At 47.0% G+C, this 18,570-nt stretch carries 15 protein-coding genes; 9 read left to right on the top strand and 6 right to left on the bottom strand.

Annotation, left to right across the window (positions count from 1 at the left end; translation table 11 throughout):
• Nucleotides 1–375 precede the first annotated feature (375 nt).
• On the top strand, nt 376–2,193 hold the full coding sequence (locus T494_RS0102130) for a GGDEF domain-containing protein (RefSeq protein ID WP_028504877.1): 1,818 nt from the start codon (nt 376–378) through the stop codon (nt 2,191–2,193).
• Between the two features lie 48 nt (nt 2,194–2,241).
• On the opposite strand, the gene T494_RS0102125 is transcribed toward T494_RS0102130, so the two are convergent.
• Genes T494_RS0102125 through T494_RS0102115 form a run of 3 tightly spaced genes read right to left on the bottom strand, consistent with a single transcriptional unit; the run spans nt 2,242 to nt 4,897 of the window.
• A complete protein-coding gene (locus tag T494_RS0102125; RefSeq protein ID WP_028504876.1) occupies nt 2,242–3,147 on the bottom strand; it encodes a hypothetical protein in 906 nt (301 codons plus the stop codon).
• Complete coding sequence (gene pncB / locus T494_RS0102120) at nt 3,144–4,355, bottom strand: nicotinate phosphoribosyltransferase (protein WP_028504875.1); 1,212 nt, start codon at nt 4,353–4,355, stop codon at nt 3,144–3,146. Before pncB ends, T494_RS0102125 begins: the two co-directional genes overlap by 4 nt.
• A gap of 17 nt (nt 4,356–4,372) precedes the next feature.
• Nucleotides 4,373–4,897 (bottom strand): isochorismatase family cysteine hydrolase, encoded by a 525-nt coding sequence (locus tag T494_RS0102115; RefSeq protein ID WP_028504874.1) that lies wholly within the window; start codon nt 4,895–4,897, stop codon nt 4,373–4,375.
• A 185-nt stretch (nt 4,898–5,082) separates the two neighbouring features.
• Here T494_RS0102115 and T494_RS0102110 point away from each other — a divergent pair, with 185 nt between their 5' ends.
• The 5 genes from T494_RS0102110 to T494_RS0102090 all read left to right on the top strand — a co-directional run bounded on the left by T494_RS0102110 (nt 5,083) and on the right by T494_RS0102090 (nt 11,459).
• On the top strand, nt 5,083–5,880 hold the full coding sequence (locus tag T494_RS0102110) for an MBL fold metallo-hydrolase (RefSeq protein WP_028504873.1): 798 nt from the start codon (nt 5,083–5,085) through the stop codon (nt 5,878–5,880).
• Nucleotides 5,881–6,384: 504 nt separating this feature from the next.
• Nucleotides 6,385–7,128 carry a CPBP family glutamic-type intramembrane protease gene (locus tag T494_RS0102105; RefSeq protein ID WP_051539903.1) on the top strand — a complete coding sequence of 248 codons (744 nt, stop codon included), beginning with the start codon at nt 6,385–6,387 and terminating at the stop codon, nt 7,126–7,128.
• Between the two features lie 47 nt (nt 7,129–7,175).
• The gene (locus tag T494_RS0102100) at nt 7,176–9,659 is read left to right on the top strand and encodes an FtsX-like permease family protein (RefSeq protein ID WP_028504871.1); all 2,484 of its coding nucleotides are present in this window, start codon (nt 7,176–7,178) and stop codon (nt 9,657–9,659) included.
• A 16-nt stretch (nt 9,660–9,675) separates the two neighbouring features.
• Nucleotides 9,676–10,389 (top strand): ABC transporter ATP-binding protein, encoded by a 714-nt coding sequence (locus tag T494_RS0102095; RefSeq protein WP_028504870.1) that lies wholly within the window; start codon nt 9,676–9,678, stop codon nt 10,387–10,389.
• A gap of 110 nt (nt 10,390–10,499) precedes the next feature.
• Nucleotides 10,500–11,459 (top strand): hypothetical protein, encoded by a 960-nt coding sequence (locus T494_RS0102090; RefSeq protein WP_028504869.1) that lies wholly within the window; start codon nt 10,500–10,502, stop codon nt 11,457–11,459.
• A 128-nt stretch (nt 11,460–11,587) separates the two neighbouring features.
• On the opposite strand, the gene T494_RS13585 is transcribed toward T494_RS0102090, so the two are convergent.
• The 3 genes from T494_RS13585 to T494_RS0102075 are packed head-to-tail and all read right to left on the bottom strand — an operon-like array spanning nt 11,588 to nt 14,999.
• Nucleotides 11,588–13,390, bottom strand: coding sequence for a glycosyltransferase (locus T494_RS13585; RefSeq protein ID WP_081777192.1), 1,803 nt, complete (start codon nt 13,388–13,390; stop codon nt 11,588–11,590).
• A gap of 2 nt (nt 13,391–13,392) precedes the next feature.
• Nucleotides 13,393–14,220, bottom strand: a complete 828-nt coding sequence (locus T494_RS0102080) for a glycosyltransferase (RefSeq protein WP_028504868.1) — start codon at nt 14,218–14,220, stop codon at nt 13,393–13,395.
• Nucleotides 14,217–14,999 (bottom strand): hypothetical protein, encoded by a 783-nt coding sequence (locus T494_RS0102075; RefSeq protein WP_197021108.1) that lies wholly within the window; start codon nt 14,997–14,999, stop codon nt 14,217–14,219. Before T494_RS0102075 ends, T494_RS0102080 begins: the two co-directional genes overlap by 4 nt.
• A 245-nt stretch (nt 15,000–15,244) precedes the next feature.
• Here T494_RS0102075 and T494_RS11995 point away from each other — a divergent pair, with 245 nt between their 5' ends.
• The 3 genes from T494_RS11995 (at nt 15,245) to mscL (ending at nt 18,404) form a co-directional block, all read left to right on the top strand.
• Nucleotides 15,245–16,099: a serine hydrolase gene (locus tag T494_RS11995; protein WP_051539901.1), complete on the top strand. Its 855-nt coding sequence runs from the start codon at nt 15,245–15,247 to the stop codon at nt 16,097–16,099.
• A 261-nt stretch (nt 16,100–16,360) separates the two neighbouring features.
• The gene (locus T494_RS11990; RefSeq protein ID WP_051539898.1) at nt 16,361–17,698 is read left to right on the top strand and encodes a trypsin-like peptidase domain-containing protein; all 1,338 of its coding nucleotides are present in this window, start codon (nt 16,361–16,363) and stop codon (nt 17,696–17,698) included.
• A 265-nt stretch (nt 17,699–17,963) separates the two neighbouring features.
• The gene (gene mscL, locus T494_RS11985) at nt 17,964–18,404 is read left to right on the top strand and encodes a large-conductance mechanosensitive channel protein MscL (RefSeq protein ID WP_051539896.1); all 441 of its coding nucleotides are present in this window, start codon (nt 17,964–17,966) and stop codon (nt 18,402–18,404) included.
• Nucleotides 18,405–18,570 lie beyond the last annotated feature (166 nt).

The raw sequence follows: 18,570 nt of genomic DNA, 5'->3' as shown, positions 1-18,570 counted from the left end.
CGGGAAAAATGCATATCAAACAGGGGTGTCACACGAAACGAACAACAGCTCCGTCACAAGTGCGAACCCGTATAAAATGCACCTTCTGCCGCCATCGCCCGCAACTATCACTGTTGGTCACTTCGATCACCTCACTAAAAATCTTGATTTGCAACATATACATTATATCACTATTTTACTCCCCTGTCAACATTTTTGTTACCTGCTCCGTACAGGCACTTATGTGCAAAGAGCATTAAACAGCATATGTTTATAACAGCAGTTTCAATAAAAAATATTTTAATCGTTTAATGCTATTGAAATTTGTTTCTAAATGGTGTATAATGTTTGTGATTAAACAAGCGGCAATGCCCGGTCATTCAAGTGCGACCGAGCATGGTCGTGGTTATTATTATTGTACCACTTGATGAGAATTATACAGGCGGTGATAATATGCAGATAAATAACGATCAGAATATCAAAGACAACCAGCTGGTCACATTTTCAAGGCTTGCGCTTGCGCTTGCAAATGACTACGAGAGCATATACTACGTTGACACAAGAAACGACCATTATGTTGAATACAGAGCTTCCGGAGAGAACAAGGACCTTTCGGTAGTTTCCTACGGTGACGACTTTTTTCTTGACGTGACCTATAATGTACCCAAACAGGTCTATGAGCCGGACAGAGAGGCTTTCCTGAACTTCTTTATAAAGCAGGATATACTTGCCCACCTTGAGGACGGCAAGGCATACACCCACAACTACCGTCTTATCAGGGACGACGGCTTTATGTACTATCAGCTCAAGGTCATAAGAGGCATAGGTGCGGACAAGGACTTTATGATCGTAGGCGTGCGCAACGTTGACAAACAGGTAAGGCGTGAGCAGATAGCCGCTGCGGAAAGCAGGATCTACGGGGAGATCTCAATGGCTCTTTCCAGCAGATACGAGGTCATCTACTACATCGACGCCACCACCAACAAGTATACCGAATACAGCTCCAGCCACGAGTATTCTCTCCTGGGCGTGAGCAAAATGGGCCGTGACTTTTTTGCTGTCGCAAGAGAGGACATAGGGAAATACATCGACCCTGCGGATTCTGACAGGATGCTCAAGATAATGGACAAGAACAATCTCCTTGACACCCTTGACCAGACAGGTTCCTTCACCTGCACATACAGACAGCTTCTTGACGGACGCTCACAGTATGTGACCATGCACGTTGTTCGCCCCAGAAACGACAACAACTGTATCGTTATAGGGGTGTTGAACATTGATAAACAGGTGCGGCGTGAACAGGCTGCCATAGCGCAGAACGAAACCTACAGCCAGATCGTAAACGCCCTTGCCAAGCAATATGAGGTCATCTACTATGTAGACCTGGAGACCGACCATTATAAAGAGTACAGCTCCAGCGAAAAATATGCCCAGCTGAGAATGGGCGCGTCCGGTTTGGATTTCTTCGGTGACACCAAGCGCAACATGAAAGTGCAGATCTACCCCGAGGATTACCCCATGATGGAAAAGGCGATGGACAGACAGCAGTTTATAAACGACCTGAACGAAACAGGGACCACGTCTATCACCTACCGGCTCATGCTGGACAACAGACCCCAGTATGTGAACCTTATCGCTATCCGTCCCGAGGAAAATCCACAGCACGTTATTATTGCCGTGTCAAATATCGACGCCGCAAAACAAAGGGAAATGGATTTCCGAGCTGCCCTTGGAAACGCTATGGATATGGCAAACAAGGACTCCCTGACAAAGGTAAAAAACAAGCACGCCTACTCCCATGCCGTATCGGAAATGGACGAGGATATAAACAACCGCCGCAGCAAGGAATTTGCCATTGCGGTGCTTGATATAAACGGACTGAAGGACATAAACGATACTCGTGGACACAGGGTTGGAGATGAGTATATCAGAAGCTGCTGCAGGATAATCTGCACCACCTTCAAGCACAGTCCCGTGTTCCGTATAGGCGGCGACGAATTTGCCGTGATACTCACAGGTGAGGATTACGAAAACAGACAAGAGCTTTCCGAAGCCTTCGAGAGCATTATGCAAAGCAATGCCGAGCGTGGACTTGCCACTCTTGCGCTGGGTGTGGCTGCATACGACAGGAGCAAGGATACCTCTGTGGAAATGGTTTTTGAGCGTGCGGACAACGCAATGTACGAAAACAAGAAAATGTACAAAGACAGATAAAACCACAAACCGCCTCTGCATTTTGCTGCAGGGGCGGTTTTTTGTGTATTATTTCACTTCAGAGGGCTGCTTTACACCCAGTGCTTTGGCAAGCTTATCCAGCTCTGTTTTATAATCGTACTGCTTTGTGTAGGTCCCCACGGGAGTCTGTCCCTCAACGCCTATATCGGACATGGCAAGGACGATAACGTCGCTGCCGCTGCGGTAATAGCACATATACATTTCTCTGTTCGGTATTGTCGCAATGACGTGGTCGGCTGCTCTTTCAACAATAAAGCCTTCCTTTGCCGTATCATCAAGATCCTTCACAAAATCCTCGTTCATCACACAGCCGTAAACCTTTTTCGCCTCGGCAGCGTCGGCACAGTTGAACACTATCGCCATAACGGCTCCGTCCATATCAATGACCGTTTCCTCCTTTGCGGCATCGGAACCGGTATTTTTGAACCTGACTGAGTTGCCTATCATGAAAATGCTTGCACTGTCCTTTGCAAGAGAAATATAGTCTATATGTGTCAGCAGGTCATCAAAGGGCGAGAAAATGTCTATGGTCTTTAACCTGCCCGATGCGGAATGTTTCCCCTCGGCGGAGGTAAAATAGCTTTCAAAAGCATCGTCCATATTCTTTGACTCAGCCACTATCTCCTGGGTGCCGTAAAGCTCCTTGGTTATCTTTATCAGATCCTTTGCCGTTGCAGGCAGCGGTGCGGGAGCTGCTGTTGCGGCAGTGCTCTTGGTGGTCTGTGATGTGGTGGTGGAAGTTGTAGTCGCTGCGGAGGTCGTGGTGGTGGTCTGCGCCCGGCTGCTTGTGTCTGTGTCAGGCATGGAAGACTCGCTCAGAGATGAGGAATTGTCCCCCGACGAGGATGTATCCGATCCTGAGGAGCTGTTATCACACCCTGCCATTGACATTACAAGTGCTGCCGCAAGGATCATATATAGCAGTTTTTTCATTTTTTCTCAACCTCTTTTCTCCCTCTGTTAAGCCTGAATTCTACCGACCGCTTTAGATATTCAAGATAATCCATATCACGGCACATTGCCTTCCCCGGTACATCCGAAAGCTTTGCCACAGGTCTGCCGTTGACATACTGGAGCTTGATGACAATATTCAGTGCATTTTCGCAGGTGTCGTTTGAAACGAAGGTGCCTATCCCGAAGGACACCTTTGTGCGGTCCTTGAAGTAGTCGTAAAGCTCCTGTGCCCTGTCAAAGTCAAGACTGTCGCTGAACAGCAAAAGCTTGGTCTTTGGGTCAACGCCGTATTTTTTATAGTGCTGTATGATCTTTTCGCCCCATGCGTACGGGTCGCCGCTGTCGTGGCGCACACCTGTATAGTTGTTCACCATAGAGCGGTTGAAATCAAGCAAAAACAGATCGGTGGTCACGGTATCTGTCAGCGCAGTTCCGTTGTCGCCGTCATACTCATTGTACCAGTCCTTCATGGCGTAATAATTGGTGAAGGCAAGGGGTATTGAGTCAATGCCCTGATACATCTGCACAAACTCATGGGCATATGTGCCTATGGGGGTCACGTTATACTTCATAGCAAGGAACACGTTTGATGTTCCGATGCAGTTTTTGGTTTCCGTGACCAGCCTGCGGACAGCTTCCTCCTCCCACTCTCTTGACAGCCTCCTGCGGCAGCCAAACTCGGCAAACTTAAAGGTATACGTCCCCTCGTTCATCGCCTTTATCTTGGAATCCAGCCTTTCCTCGGCGGACTTTCGCAGCCGGTCATAGTCATAGCTCGTCCTGAAATATACCTCGTTTATTATTTCAAGCAGGTATATCTCAAACTGCATTGCCGAAAACAGCGGTCCGTCAACTACCACCGAAAGCTCTCCCTGCTCAGAAAGGCTTACCGTCACATAGTCACGGATAGGGTGCCACAGGCGGAGAAATTCCACATAGTCGTCCTTTATAAAACGGATAGAGCGCAGATAATCAAGCTCCTGCTTGTTAAAACTCAGACTGCACAGGTGGTCTATCTGCTCGTTTATCTCCTGTACCATTTCCGCTGTGAAAACTACTCCCTCGTTGCGGCACTTGAAATAATACTGACCGCAAAGGTCGGTGTGCCTGTGGAAAATGACCTGGTCCATATTGAATTTATACAGGTCTGTATCAAGCAGTGATACCACAATAGGTTCAAATCTCATAGCCATGCTCCTTTTCGCTAAATCACATCTATCTGACAGCTTCGCATTGTTTCAAGGGCTGCCTCATGTTTTTGCGGAGTCACCCCTGCGCAGCAGGAGCTGTCCACGGATATGTCAGCCTCGGGGAAGGCTGCCTTTACAAGCAAAGCGTTGGACACCACGCATATATCCGTACAAAGACCTATGAACTCAACGCTGAACTGTTCATCGCCGGCAGCTTCTTTGATAAGCCCTGCAAGCCTCACCGAGCCGAATGTGCCCTTTTCAACAGGTGTGTATTTTTTCCCTTTAAGGGCGTTTTTTATCCTGCCGTCAAGCTCCCACCCGTCAGTGCCCTTTATGCAGTGGGGCACAGGAAGCTTCCTGCCCTCTGCAGTGCTGAGATAATCCTCACCGTGGGTATCAAATGTCACAAATATCTCGCCCTTGAAATTCCTTATCTTTTCCGCTGCATTTTCTGTTATAGCCACAGCTTCCTTTGTTCCCAGCGCACCGTCAACAAAGTCCTTTTGCAGGTCCACCGCCACAAGTATCTTTTTCATTGCCGCTCACTCCCTTTTTTAATAAAGGACATCGTCCCCTCATTCAAACACACCTACATTGTAACAGAACCGTACCCTCCGTGTCAAGAGGCAGCACAGCCCTGAAAATCTTTTTTACACTTGCAAACAAAGCAGCTTTATGATAAAATGTAAGGGATAAAACCAAAGGCAGGCAGGTGAAAAATATGGTCACACAGATCAGGTATTCAAACACCAATACATATCTCATAAGCGGCGAAAAGGGCTGTTTGCTTTTTGATACAGGCTGGGCAGGCACCTTCGGATCGCTCTGCAAAGCACTTGGGGAGAAAAACATTGCCCTTCAGCAGATAGACTGCCTTATCATCTCCCACTTTCACCCCGACCATATGGGGCTTGCGGGAGAGCTTGCCGAACATGGGATACGGATAGTTATTGCAGACGTCCAAAGGGAGTATATACACTCCTCGGACCATATTTTCCAAAAGGAGAACAACCGCTCATTTGTACCCGTTGACGAAAGCAGGGCGGAAGTTATAACCATAGAACAAAGCCGTGAGTTTTTAAAAAGTCTGGGCATTGACGGCGAGCTTATTCATACCCCCGGGCATAGCCCCGACAGCATTTCTCTGTGGCTTGATGATGAAAAGGCCCTGTTTGTGGGTGACCTTGCACCCCTGTATGAGCTTGAGCTGCACAAAGGCACTCGAACAGGAGAAAGCTGGGAAAGGCTCCTGAAGCTCAGCCCCCGCAGAATTTACTACGGTCACGCAAAAACGGCGGAGCTTGACAGCAAGCAGCATTCCCCACGGGCGGAGGACGACCTTTACTCATTGGTAAAAAAGATAACAAAGCTTTCGGACAAGGGGCATACTCCCGATGAGATAAGCCGCCGCACCAAAGCTCCAAGGGATCTTGTAAACGACATTTTGCGGATATATGTGACCCACCCCGGGGTAAGTATCCGTGGCATACTTGACCGGCTGGAGATAAGAGGACTGTGAAAACTCCGGTATACACAAACGTTTCATATTGCCGTAAATGTGCACCTGCCATGAGGACAGGTGCTTTTTGCGCCTTTTTGCAGCGCTTGAGCCCCTGTTAGGATATAATTCCATAAGGAGCGTCGCCCCCTCATTCAGGCACGACCGAGCGTTAGTCCTCGTCTGTCGCCTCGGTCGGTGCTTATGCTGCGCATAGATGTCCACAGGACACCCATACCCTTAGAGGCGTGGGACATAGGTCGTGGTTATATCTTTTGGCAAAATATACATATTCACCAATCGGACATATTTTTTGTTCCCGTGATTTGTGCACGGCTACATATTTTTATGCATCAAGTAATATTGTGTTGACAAATAGTATTATATGCCGTATAATATACACAGTGATATAATATACCGCATGAGAAATATCGCTTTAATATTTAAGGATTTCTTAATGATTTGCGTGATATGATATCATAGACAGACAACAGGGCGACAATATCAGAAAATCGGGGTGTTAAAATGGAAAGCCGGGGAGAAAAAAGATATAAAAGCAGCTATGCTCTGCTGCTCCCTTTCCGGTGCATTGTGTTCCTGCTTATTTTTATAGTAGGTGCCTTTGCAGCGGGCAGACAAGTAAAAGAGCTCAGCAGCATCTGGTCACCTGCTGCAAGCGCAGTAAACATTGTGACCATAGCCTTGCTTGTGGCAGCAGCGAAAAGATCGGGCATGAGCTGCGGCGAGCTTATCGGTTTTACCAAAGGCGGACGCTCGGTGAAAAAAACCATACTTGCGGTGATCCTGTTCGCCTTTGTCGGTATGGGCGGTATGTACCTTTCGGGGCTTGTGTGCTACGGCTCGGTGATGCCCCGTGTGACGTTGGACATCGTGGCACCTGTGCCCCTTGCCCTTGCCGTAATAAACCTTGTAGTGCTACCGCTTACGGTAGCCTTTGCCGAGGACGGACTGTATCTGGGACTGGGAGTAAACAGCATAAAAAACAAATATGCCTGTATCGTGGTGCCTGCCTTTTTCTACGCTTTGCAGCACTGCTTCATTCCCACAATATTTGATGTAAGATACATGGTGTACCGCTTCCTTTCGTTCCTTCCCCTGACGGTGCTGTTCTGCGTGCACTACCGCAAAAAGAAGGACCCTGTGCCAATAATGGCAGCTCACACTTTGCTTGACCTTGCAACGGCAATGACCATTCTAATTACATCGTCAAGTCAAGATATTTATCAAAAAATGTGCGATATGCTGTAAAAAAGGGAATACCTTTTATATAGAAACAAAAATAGGGAGGAGAAAAAATGGGTGTATTTTTAAAGTATATTTCTAAAAATATGCTGGAAAGAAAGGGCAGGCTGTTTTTGCTTATCTTTTCAATAATGATAAGTACAGCACTGCTCATCACAAGCCTGGGGCTGATCGATTCGGTAATGGACAGCTTTATCCAGCCGCTGACCATAAGATCCGAGGGGCAGGACATAGGCATCAGTTCAAACACGGACGATCCGATGTTCAGCGAGCAGGACATTAAAAAAACGGGCATAGATGATCTTGTGGGTTCTCTGGAGCTCACGGGAGTTATCAACGAGAACGACGAGGTAAGATACGTTTCACTGTCCGCAAGAAAGAGCTATGACAAAAAAATGGTCGAAGGCTCTTTTGAGAACAAAAACGAAAACGGGATAATTATTTCCGACAGGACCGCAAAGGACTACAGCCTTAAGATCGGCAGCAAGCTCTCCATTGCCATAAACGGCGAGAAGAAAGAATTTATCATCAAGGGTATAGCTGCCAACGACGGTCTGTTCTACACGGACAAGAAAAACAGCTTTTCTGCGGTGGCTGCTTATGATCATATGAACGAAATGATGAACGCCGGCGGAAAATATAACTACATGAGCGCAAAGAAAACCGACAGCGGAGTTACCGTCAAGGAGGCTGTAAAGAACTTTAACAGCGACAACCCCGACTTCAAGGCGACCATACTCGTTGACGATTCAACCATCGGCACAGAGTCCATTACAATGGGACTTTACGGTATGCTGCTGCTGGTATGTATAGTCTGCGTTATCATTATCTGTGGTGCATTCAAGCTTATCATCACCGAAAGGCTGCCTATTATCGGCACATTTATGAGCCAGGGTGCCACAAGGTCAAAGATGGAGCGGATACTGCTTATGGAAGCAGGGCTCTACGCCATAGTCGGCTCGCTGTTCGGAGTAGTGCTGGGTGAAGTGGGACTTATGGTCTTTTCCAGACAGTTCGCTCCGCTGAAGGAATACGGGATCTATCCCCCCATGAAGATAAACCCCGTACATATCCTCATAGGCGTTGCCTTTGCAATAGTTCTTTCAATAGGCTCTGCATGGCTGCCTGCAAGAAGCATAAAAAAGCTGCAAGTCAAGGATGTTATCCTGGGCAGAGTGGAAACAAAGCACAAGAAGGGTGCGGCAAGATTTATCGCAGGCTGTGTGCTGCTGGTATTTGCCATAGTGGGCTATGCAGTTGACGCACAATGGACTGTGGACCTGAGCCCGGTGCTGTTCATGTGCGAACTGCTGGGTATAGTAATGATCTCAAGAAAGCTTCTCAAATTCCTTTCCGGCTGGGTCAGCAAGCTTTTCCGTGGGAACACCACCGCATTTCTTGCAATGAACAATATCAAGTCCTCAAAGCTGCTGCGGGGCAATATCACTCTGCTTATAGTTTCTCTTTCGGCAGTATTTGCCATCGTGTCTGTGGGAAGCTCAATGAAAGACCTTGTGGTTTCGGCTTACGAGGAGCTTAACACAGATTACACCATCTCAAATATCATACCCAGCAACGCAGCCACGACTACCACCGAAATACTGGGGGAAAAGCTGTCACAGATAGAGGGTATAGACAAGGATTCCATAACGCCCCAGTACGCTTGTGATACTCAGAACAACGACTACATCTACTTTGTGTTTGCATCACAGCCTGATAAGTATGCAGAGTATATGCAGTATTTTGAGCTTGATTCACAAAAGAACAAAGATACCTATGAAAAATACAAAAAAGACACAAACAAAGGTATCCTTATCGGAGACGTTGTGGCAAAGCACATAAACAAAAAAGCCGGCGACACCGTAGAAATAGAGATGAACGGCAAAAAGGAGACCTTCAACATTATAGGTACCTTTGATTCCAAGGTTTACAACAACGGCAGAGTTGCACTTATGAAGCCGGAGGATATACAAAAGTATTTCAATATCAAGGAAGCATGGAGCATAGATTTCAGACTTGAAAAGGGCGCCGATGCACAGAAGGTGGAAAAAGAGTTCAAAAAAGCAGTAAGCAGTCTTGGTGCGACATACATCTCAAGAGATGATATGATGAAACAGAACGTTGACGATAACCAGATGGTCATCGATATCCTTTCCATTTTCTCATACCTTGCCCTTGTCATAACCTCAATAGGTATCCTCAACAACATCTCCATTTCGTTCCAGCAGAGAAGAAAAGAGTTTGCCGTGATGACATCGGTGGGAATGAACAGGTCAAAGCGCAGAAATCTTGTGCTTACCGAAAGCATCTCCAGCGTTATCTGGAGCCTTGTGATAGCTGTTCCGGTCTCGGTAATGGTCAACGGGATAATGGAAAAGCTGTTCAGATCCATTGACCTGCCCATGAACGTGTCAATGGACTGGAGCTCGGTCCCTATATACGCAGCAGTTGCAGCCGCCGCAGTGCTTATCGCAACGCTTTCCACCATAAGAAAAAGCAAGAAGCTCAACGTTGTAGCTGAGCTTAAATACGAATAAAAGAGGGGTAAGAAAAATGAATGTAATACAGGCAGTAAAAGTAAACAGATCCTTTGTAAACGGCAAGGAAACATCTCACGTTCTTAAAGACATTGACCTTACGGTGGAGCAGGGGGAATTTATATCCATAATGGGACCTTCGGGAAGCGGAAAGTCTACCCTTTTGTACCTGCTGGGCGGACTGGATATGCCAAGCGACGGAACGGTGAGCATAAACGGAACAGACCTGAGCACCCTTAAAGACAAGGAGCTTTGCTCCATGAGAAACCGGGATATAGGCTTTGTGTTCCAGTTTTACAATCTGGTGCCAAATCTTACTGTGGAGGACAATATCGCTCTGCCCCTTATGATCGCAGGCAGGAAAAGAAGCGAATACAAAGACAAGCTTGAGGAGTGTCTGGAGATAATCGGTATGAAGGACAAAAGAAAGCTGACACCAAGAGAGCTTTCCGGCGGTCAGCAGCAGAGAGTAGCTATTGCAAGAGCTCTGGTTTTCGATCCAAAGATAATCTTTCTTGACGAGCCTATCGGAAATCTTGACACAAAGACCGGAATAAAGCTTATGGAGCTGTTCAGGGACATAAATCAGAAATACAATAAGACTATCGTTCAGGTGACACACTCCGAATCTGCGGCTTTGTACGGTTCAAAGCTTATCAAGCTGGTGGACGGACAGATAACCTCTGTGGAGGAGATAACTCCGGACATGAAGATAAATACAGTGTCATAGATCGCAAAAAGGGCAGCCCCGGGACTGCCCTTTTTTTGTGTAAAGCTCTTGACTTCCCCGGGGATTTATGCTACCTTTTTATCAAGATAACAGGGAGGTGACAGGTCATAATGATAAGGAACAAAGAGGAGATCTTGTGCGGAGGAGTTACCGATCGTACGGATACAAGCGCACCCAAGCAGATAGCTTCAAAGGATATAACCGACTTTTATGCAAACTTTTTCCTTTCCAACAGGTGTACCTCAGATGATAGGCATAATTTCTGCTTCAGCGTAAAGCAGGTAAACGGCAGCACCATAGCCTGCGACGAAATAAAAAATATCAGCTTTGAGGCAGACGAGCAGCTGCTTTGCGGATTGCAGCAGATAATCGACCGCCATGAGCTTGCTAAGCTTAACGGTCTGTACAAGGTCACCGCAGGACTGCCTCCCGAGTATCAGCCAAGCAGGTTTTGTGCAGGCTATTCCTCCGGAGAAACGCTTGGATTTACCCAAAACAACGACCCCTTTGCAATATGGGCAGAGGAGATATACACCTTGTTTGCACAGTGGTTTTGCCGCAAGGGAGAAGATTCTCTTATGCCGCCCAGAGAAACCACGGCGGTGAAAAGGATAAGATTGAGATACATCCGGCAGGGTATCTACACCGAGTACGGCGGAGTAAACGTGGACCGGAAGCTTGCGATAAACGGGCAGAGCTATCTGCTTGAAAAAACTATCTACGACGACAATGCCAAAAAGACCCTCGTCAATAAGCTTGTGCCCTTTCCACAGGATTATTTCGCCGCCGTCACAAAGATACTTTTTGACCACAGCACCGACCTTAAATACGACCAAAGCCGTTATGACTACGAGGCAGGCAATTACGGAAATCACGACCGTGGATATTTCGGCTTCGGCAGTATGCCCACGAGCGAGGAGGACTCAAAGGAGCTGAGTGTAAGTCTGCACGCAGAATATGAAAGCGGAAACAGATTGAACATCGACACCCTCAAAGCAAGCGAGATAGAGGGCATGAAGCCCTTGCTGGAGGAGCTGTTTGCATACTACGACACTGTTTTCGGCGAATGAATATAATACGCACAAAGCCCGTAAGCTCACTGCCTGCGGGCTTTTTTCATGCCGCAGGGACAACTGCCGCTGCATTGCATATTCATACAAAAAACCCGGGCGATCTTCCTCGTCCGGGTCATGCTTTTTTATTCTGTTTCCGGGACAAACCCTTTGAGCTGATCCATATTGCCGCTGGTGGTGTAGGAAAGAGGTATATGATACTCTGCCTCGTATATCTCCTTCCAAAGCTCGTAGTTCTTTTTCATCATCATCTCTGCCTGGCGGCGGTGGGTAAGACCCTGCTGAGGATAGATAGGCGGGGAAATATGTATGGTGTATTCCTGAACATAGAATCCGTCCTCACCCATAACGTCGGAATCCTTCATGGTTATAAAGCAGGGCAGCACAGGGGCTGCGCTTCTTGCGGCGCAAAGGAATGCGCCCCTCTTCAAAGGCTTTGGCTTACGGTAATTCCACCACATACTCTGCTCCGGATAAAACAGCACGTAGTCCCCGTTTTCAAGAAGCTCGTCTATGGCTTTGAAAAACTTTTTCATAGTGTCCACATTGGACGACAGGGGCAGCGTGTTGCAGTGGCGCATCAGAAAGCCGTAAAAGCCCGGGAAAGAGGTGTAGTTGCCCTCTCTTATAACACGCCAGAAGCTGCGGTTTGGCTGGTTGGCAGCCTCGTATGCAAGCTGAATGGCAAAGCTGTCAAAGGCATTGAAGTGGTTGCAGGTTATCACCGCTCCCCTTTCAAGTCCGTTGAAATTCTCGATCCCCTTTATCTCTTTTATAATAAGCTTTTTGTCCTCGATAAGCCCGTCAACGAACTTATGCGCCATTTTAAAAGCGAATTTCGTCTTGAGCTTTTCGGATTTGGTCTTTCGTACATACTCTATCTCGTCCGGCATGAGCACCCTTCCCGGGGGGTCGTTTTCCACGTCCTCGTCAAAGCGTCCCTCACGCTCATACTGCTCTATCTTATGAAGTATCTCCACACGGTCCTTGTCACGCTTATCACGGTTTATCCGGTTAAGGAAATTGTCCTCACGGTTTGTTTCGCTTACCGCAAGCTCCAGCAGCTTTTCCCCTGCCTTTGCATCACGTGCTTTTTTCTCATCGCTGTATGAACGCTGCACCGCCAGCACCTCGTCGTAAACCTGGGTCTGCCGTGCGTATTTCCAGAAAAACTCCCCGTACAGACAGTCCTCATAGTGCCATGGCTTGTTGTTCATGATATAATGTATCATCTCCGCCTGCTCTATGGGGTATTCAATCTTGCCGAAGGTCTCTGTGTTCCATCGCTGGTCAAGCCAGTACACATGGTCCTTGCAGATAAGGTTGAGGTAGTCCTCATCCTGAGTCACCACAAAGTTATAGTAATGCAGATAATCGATAAACTTATCCAGCACAAAATGCAGACGGAACTGTTCACAGTTAATAAGCATAAGACCTGCGTTGAAAAAGTTATAGCGTGAAACGCCCACCACCTTTTCCACATAGGTACCGAACACATCAGTCTGTACCATAGCCTGCTCATGGCAGGCACCCAGGTAAGCGTCTTTTATATCGGTAAGATACAGCCTGCTCACATCACCCAGCACCACCGTATCGCTGTCGATATACAGTGCCTTGCTGTACTGAGGGAACATCTCTGCGATGAAGAGCCTGTAATATGTAGTCTTTGAGTAATAGTCACGCAAAGGCAGCTTATCCGATATGGACTGCAAATATGGATTGACGTCAACAAAGCTTATCTCAAAGTTGTCGTCAGCAAGCCTGCTCACTATATCCTTCATTTTGTCGGAAATCTCTGTATGCAGGATATGCAGCACATACTTGTATTCTTTTGATGCGTTGTGTATCATAGAGTACATGGAAACCACCGTGTACTTTACAAAGGCATCATCGCAGGCATAGAAGATAGGTATTATTGTTTCCTTCATTTTTACTCCTTTGGGGATTGATTTATAATTTTCTGATATTGTGTGTAAATATCATCGAACTGTCTGTAACCAAAGACCGAATGGACCTTTTGGATGTTCCACTGCTTTATGTTGTCCGTGTGGGGATAGGGCAGCCAGAAAAGCCGCTTTGAGAAGTGCCGCACCACCGTATGCTTGTGCAGGAACTTCTGGTCGTTGAACCTCTGTGGCAGCATCTTTTTGCGTGTAGTGGAACGTATCAGGGCACTCTGGTCGGCAAAAACGAGTTTTTTGTGCTTTATCCACCATCGTGCTTTCTTGAAAAGTCCCGTCTCACGTGCAAGCTTCATATTGAAAAGCACCACGCCTGCATTGATATAATTGGGCTTTATAAGATACTTGCCGTAGTGGTCTCTTGCAGCTGCATACTCGTAGTCTGTCAGATCGGTGTCCCACAGAAGCCTTACGTCCCTGTTGAACATTATATCCGCATCAAGGTACAAAAGCTTGTCGGGGATACCCCTTACCACGTCGGCGAACAGCCTTATAAGCGTATACGGCGAGCAGTACGCTCCCTCATTGGGACAGCCGGAAAAGGCTTTCATGTAATACCTTGTCACATCGTGGAGCATAACGGAATTATCGCTGTTATAGCTCTTCACCGTTTTTTCCAGACAGTTGATATGCTCCCGTGAGATACAGGTGTATTTCCCGTCAAGGTGGGAAACGTCCATTGTGAATATATGAAAGCAAAACGGCTCCTTTGTCTGTGTTCGCATAAGTATGGAAAGAGTGCAGGTGAGCACCCCGTCAAACACTCCGTCGTTGCCGCAGAACAAAACATCTATCATTTGCTATTCTCCCGTTTAATATATCTTATCTGTACATGGTCGGACTTTTCCGCCCGTTTGCACATTGTGCGGTACACCTTATCACGAAGCTCTCTCCTGCGTGCCTTCAAAGGTTTATCCATATCCGGATAGAAGGGGCCGTCAATGTATGTGACTATCCTTGGCTGAGAAAACAGCCTCGGCTTGTGGTAGGTGTTGGTAAAGCAGTACACCGGCACACCCAGCTTTGCGGGATAAGCAAAGGAGGTGTCGGGGAAATCTCTTATCTTTGTGTAGTAGGGCCAGATATGGGCTTCGGGATAAATGACCACGCAGTGCCCCTGAGATATCCTTGTTTCCACAGCATCGATAAAATTCCTGTACGCCTGCATACCCTCGGGTATGGGCAAAGCTCCCAGCGAAGGGGTTATCCTGCCAAGAAACGGCATGGAAACATTATTGGGGTGAACGATAACATAGTCGGTCTTGGGAAAGCTTATAATATTGGGGATAAACGGGTCGGCAATATCCTGTGTGTGGTTGCCGTACATAAAGTACCCGTCATGCAGGTGCTTTTTCAGCTTATGCTTTCCCTTTGCCTTGTGCCCGAAAACCAGCTTCATATAGCCAAAAGCAATAGGCGTAGCGATTATCCTGTACCAGAAAAAGTGGGTAAATCTCTTAAATGGCGAGGTGTGGATATAGACATAGTTTTCGTCGATCTTCCTCGGTGTTATCTGCGCCGTGGAGAATTCGTCGTTAAGCTCGTCGGAATAATATATAACCTTACGCTTGTCCATTATACCACCCACTGTTGCATTTTATCATCATTGTCCTCTAAAATGATACCATAACTGCGCCGATATGTCAATAATATCATTTGTTCGCACACAGAAAAATCGTCTGAAACAACAGTATACACGCTGCATTTTATTCATTTATGGGATAAAATACCACCAAAGCACCGTTTTTCATTTTGCTTGCCTCTTGACTTTAAGCAGCTTTGGAATTATATTTTTATTAGTATTCTAAGGCGGTGATAAAAATGTTTGAAGACCTTTGCCGTGCGCTTGAAAGCTCCGGTTCCTCTGTGCACGCAATAGAAATACTCACACAGGGCGAGGTCGCATTGCATAAATGCTTTGACGCCGACCGGGCGTACCCTGTTTACTCAGCTGCAAAGTCAGTTACCTCAATGGCGTTTTCCCTGTGCTGTGACGATGGTATACTTTCCCCTGAGAGCCGTCTTGGGGATTTTATCGAAAGCAAATACAAAAGCTCTTTCCCACAGGGCTTTGACAAGCTGCCCTTTGAGCGGTTTCTCACCATGACCGCAGGGAGCTATCCCTTCAGACCCGAGGGAGATGACTGGATGAAGTACATTCTTTCCCTTGACGTGGACTTTTCCGACACAGCCTTCCACTATTCAAATATCCCCGCCTATCTTGTGGGTGCAGCCTGTGAAAACGCCGTGGGGCAAGACCTTATGAGCTATCTTGAAAAGCGTATTTTTCAGCCTATGGATATGGCTGCACCGAAATATACCCGCTGTCCACAGGGGCATTTTTACGGCGCAACAGGCATGGAAATGACGGTCCATCAGCTTGCCATGCTTGGACAGCTTTACCTGCAAAAGGGCAAATGGAACGGTCAGCAGCTCATCTCGCAAAAAGCCGTCAGCCGGGCAGTTTCTCCCCACGTTTTCACCGGCACCGACCACTACGGCTACTTCTTCCGTGCAGCCCGTGACCACTTCTCCATTGTGGGAAAATGGGGGCAGCGCTGCATGGTTTACCCCCAAAAAGGCATAGTCGCCGCATATCTTTCCCACTGCCCCAACGAGGCGGCGCAGCTATATGAAACGGTCAATTCATATATCACCCGTGAAAGCATCGGTTAGACCCGGTGCTTTTCTTTTACCACCGGTACCAATGGGATTTTAAAAATCCTACCATTTTAGTAGGATTTTCCTTTCAGTATAGCACGAAAATCCCTTCTTGTCAATGTTCTTTTATCTCCCACCCGGAAGTTTGAAAAGTCCTGTCACATTGTCAAAACTGTGTGAAAAATCTTTCCTTTTTTTTTCACAAACCTTTAAACTTCCTTTTAAGTTATGACCTTATCATTATACATATCCAAAACAGGAAAGGATTTTGCAGTCATGTATCAGTCTTATAACAATAACAACAATAATAACAATTATTATCAGGAGAATTATTCTCAGCAAACCCCAATACAAAAAACAAAGAAAACCCCGGGCTCAAAAATAGTCGCCCTTGCCCTTTGCTTTTCCCTTGTGGGAGGCGCAATAGGCACAGGCGGAACTTATTTTGCACTTAAAGACTCCTCGTCAAGCAGCTCCTCTGCGGTCTCACAGCAGCAGTCACAGGACGAAACTAAAAACGAGCCTGTGCTTCTGAGCACTCCCAAAACAGCAGACAGCAGCACCGTGAACGTTGCCGATACAGCCTCGGAAAACGGCAAAATGACTGCGGCAGAGGTATATAAAGCAAACGTTAACTCCACCGTAGGCATAACCACTTCCATAAACACAAATTACTTCGGCTACAAGACGACCGCTGCGGCATCCGGCTCGGGATTCATTATCTCAAGCGACGGCTACATAGTTACCAACCACCATGTTATAGAAGACGCCACCAAGATAACCGTTACCCTTTACGACGGAAAGAAATACGAGGGCGAGCTTGTGGGCAGCGACGAGAGCAACGACATTGCCGTTGTCAAGATAGACGCACAGGATCTTACCCCCGTTAAGCTTGGTTCCTCCTCCGCCCTTAGCGTAGGCGACGAGGTGGCAGCCATAGGCAACCCCCTGGGCGAGCTTACCTTCTCCCTTACAACAGGCGTTGTCAGTGCACTTGACAGAACTATTACCGCAGAGAACACCACAATGAGCCTTATCCAGACCGATGCGGCTATCAACGCAGGCAATTCCGGCGGCGCACTTTTCAATATGCAGGGCGAGGTGATAGGCGTTACCAATGCCAAGTATTCAAGCTCCGGAATGGGCACCGCATCCATAGATAACATAGGCTTTGCTATACCTATCGACAACGTTAAGTCTATCATTGAAAGCCTTATCAAAAACGGGTATGCCGCTTCGCCCTATATCGGTGTAGGTATTTCCGCCTCCTCCGCACAGTCCGAAGACGACGTTTCGGGTGCAGTCATCAAAAAAGTCTACGACGATTCTCCCGCACAGAAGGCAGGTCTTAAAGAGGGCGACGTTATCACCGAGATAAACGGCAAAAAGATAAATAGCGGCAGCGAGCTTACCTCTTTTATAAAGACCACATCAAAAGGCGATAAGCTGGTTTGTAAGGTGAACAGAAACGGCAGCAGCGTCGAGGTGACAATAACCGTTGATGAAAAAACATCCGAGCAGACACAAAGCAGCCAAAGCTCTCAGAAACAAAGCAAAAGCAGCTCGGGGGATATGGAAGATTTCGATATTTTCGGGAACTTCCCCCTGTACTGACAAAGCATAATGCCAATGTGACAGATAAAAAAAGGATATAACAAACACCGGATCCGGGAGCATACCCCGGGTCCTTTTTCGCCGTCTCTTACCAAGTCAACATAGCCAATAATTTCCTGTTAAAACTCAGCACATTGCACAAAAACATGATAAAAAAACGGCGGGTTAATGTAAAATTTATGTGAACACTATTAACAGCCTATTTACAAAAACCGTCGGAAATTGTATAATATAGGTACATTATTATATTTGGGGGTCGAAAAATATGGCAGACAAAGAGAAAAAGGGCTTTATAAAAGAATTTAAGGAATTTATTTCCCGCGGCAGCGTTCTGGATATGGCTGTTGGTATCATCATCGGCGGCGCTTTCACAGCTATCGTAAAGTCACTGGTTGAAGATATCTTCACTCCTTTCCTGGGAATGATCCTTGCAGGTGTTAACTTCAAGAGCCTGAGCGTTACTATTCCTTGGGGCAATAAGCCTACTATCATGTACGGCCTGTTCATTGAGGCGATCGTAACATTCCTGCTCACAGCACTTTGCGTATTCATTATGATAAAGGCTATCAACAAGTTCCGCAAGAAGAAGGAAGAAGAGCCTGAAGCTCCCGATCCACAGATTGAGCTGCTCACCGAGATCAGAGATCTGCTTGCAAACGGCAAGACAGCAGAGGCTGCTGAGAAGCTTGAGAACAAAGAGGAATGATCCGGTCCCGGCATAATACATAAGTTAAAAAGCCTCCCGAGTTATCGGGGGGCTTTCGTTTGCTGCGCCAAGCCATGGGCGAGGGATTTTGCGGACCGCCGCTGCATACCGATGTAAGATACCCCCGGAATTTGTGCCCCGAGCCGTAACAAATGTGCCTCATGCA

Source organism: Ruminococcus sp. FC2018 (assembly GCF_000621805.1).
Taxonomy (GTDB): domain Bacteria; phylum Bacillota; class Clostridia; order Oscillospirales; family Ruminococcaceae; genus Hominimerdicola.
The sequence above is the reverse complement of the archived record's forward strand: the minus strand, read 5'-3'. Positions and strand labels throughout refer to the sequence as shown.

Bases quoted from the DNA above. Each gene is read 5' to 3' on its own strand.
- T494_RS0102125 (WP_028504876.1), bottom strand. From the start codon at position 3,147: ATGAAAAAACTGCTATATATGATCCTTGCGGCAGCACTTGTAATGTCA.
- pncB (WP_028504875.1), bottom strand. From the start codon at position 4,355: ATGAGATTTGAACCTATTGTGGTATCACTGCTTGATACAGACCTGTAT.
- T494_RS0102130 (WP_028504877.1), top strand. From the start codon at position 376: ATGGTCGTGGTTATTATTATTGTACCACTTGATGAGAATTATACAGGC.
- T494_RS0102095 (WP_028504870.1), top strand. From the start codon at position 9,676: ATGAATGTAATACAGGCAGTAAAAGTAAACAGATCCTTTGTAAACGGC.
- T494_RS0102115 (WP_028504874.1), bottom strand. From the start codon at position 4,897: ATGAAAAAGATACTTGTGGCGGTGGACCTGCAAAAGGACTTTGTTGAC.
- T494_RS0102075 (WP_197021108.1), bottom strand. From the start codon at position 14,999: ATGGACAAGCGTAAGGTTATATATTATTCCGACGAGCTTAACGACGAA.
- T494_RS0102090 (WP_028504869.1), top strand. From the start codon at position 10,500: ATGATAAGGAACAAAGAGGAGATCTTGTGCGGAGGAGTTACCGATCGT.
- T494_RS11995 (WP_051539901.1), top strand. From the start codon at position 15,245: ATGTTTGAAGACCTTTGCCGTGCGCTTGAAAGCTCCGGTTCCTCTGTG.
- T494_RS13585 (WP_081777192.1), bottom strand. From the start codon at position 13,390: ATGAAGGAAACAATAATACCTATCTTCTATGCCTGCGATGATGCCTTT.
- T494_RS0102105 (WP_051539903.1), top strand. From the start codon at position 6,385: ATGGAAAGCCGGGGAGAAAAAAGATATAAAAGCAGCTATGCTCTGCTG.
- T494_RS0102100 (WP_028504871.1), top strand. From the start codon at position 7,176: ATGGGTGTATTTTTAAAGTATATTTCTAAAAATATGCTGGAAAGAAAG.
- T494_RS11990 (WP_051539898.1), top strand. From the start codon at position 16,361: ATGTATCAGTCTTATAACAATAACAACAATAATAACAATTATTATCAG.
- T494_RS0102080 (WP_028504868.1), bottom strand. From the start codon at position 14,220: ATGATAGATGTTTTGTTCTGCGGCAACGACGGAGTGTTTGACGGGGTG.
- T494_RS0102110 (WP_028504873.1), top strand. From the start codon at position 5,083: ATGGTCACACAGATCAGGTATTCAAACACCAATACATATCTCATAAGC.
- mscL (WP_051539896.1), top strand. From the start codon at position 17,964: ATGGCAGACAAAGAGAAAAAGGGCTTTATAAAAGAATTTAAGGAATTT.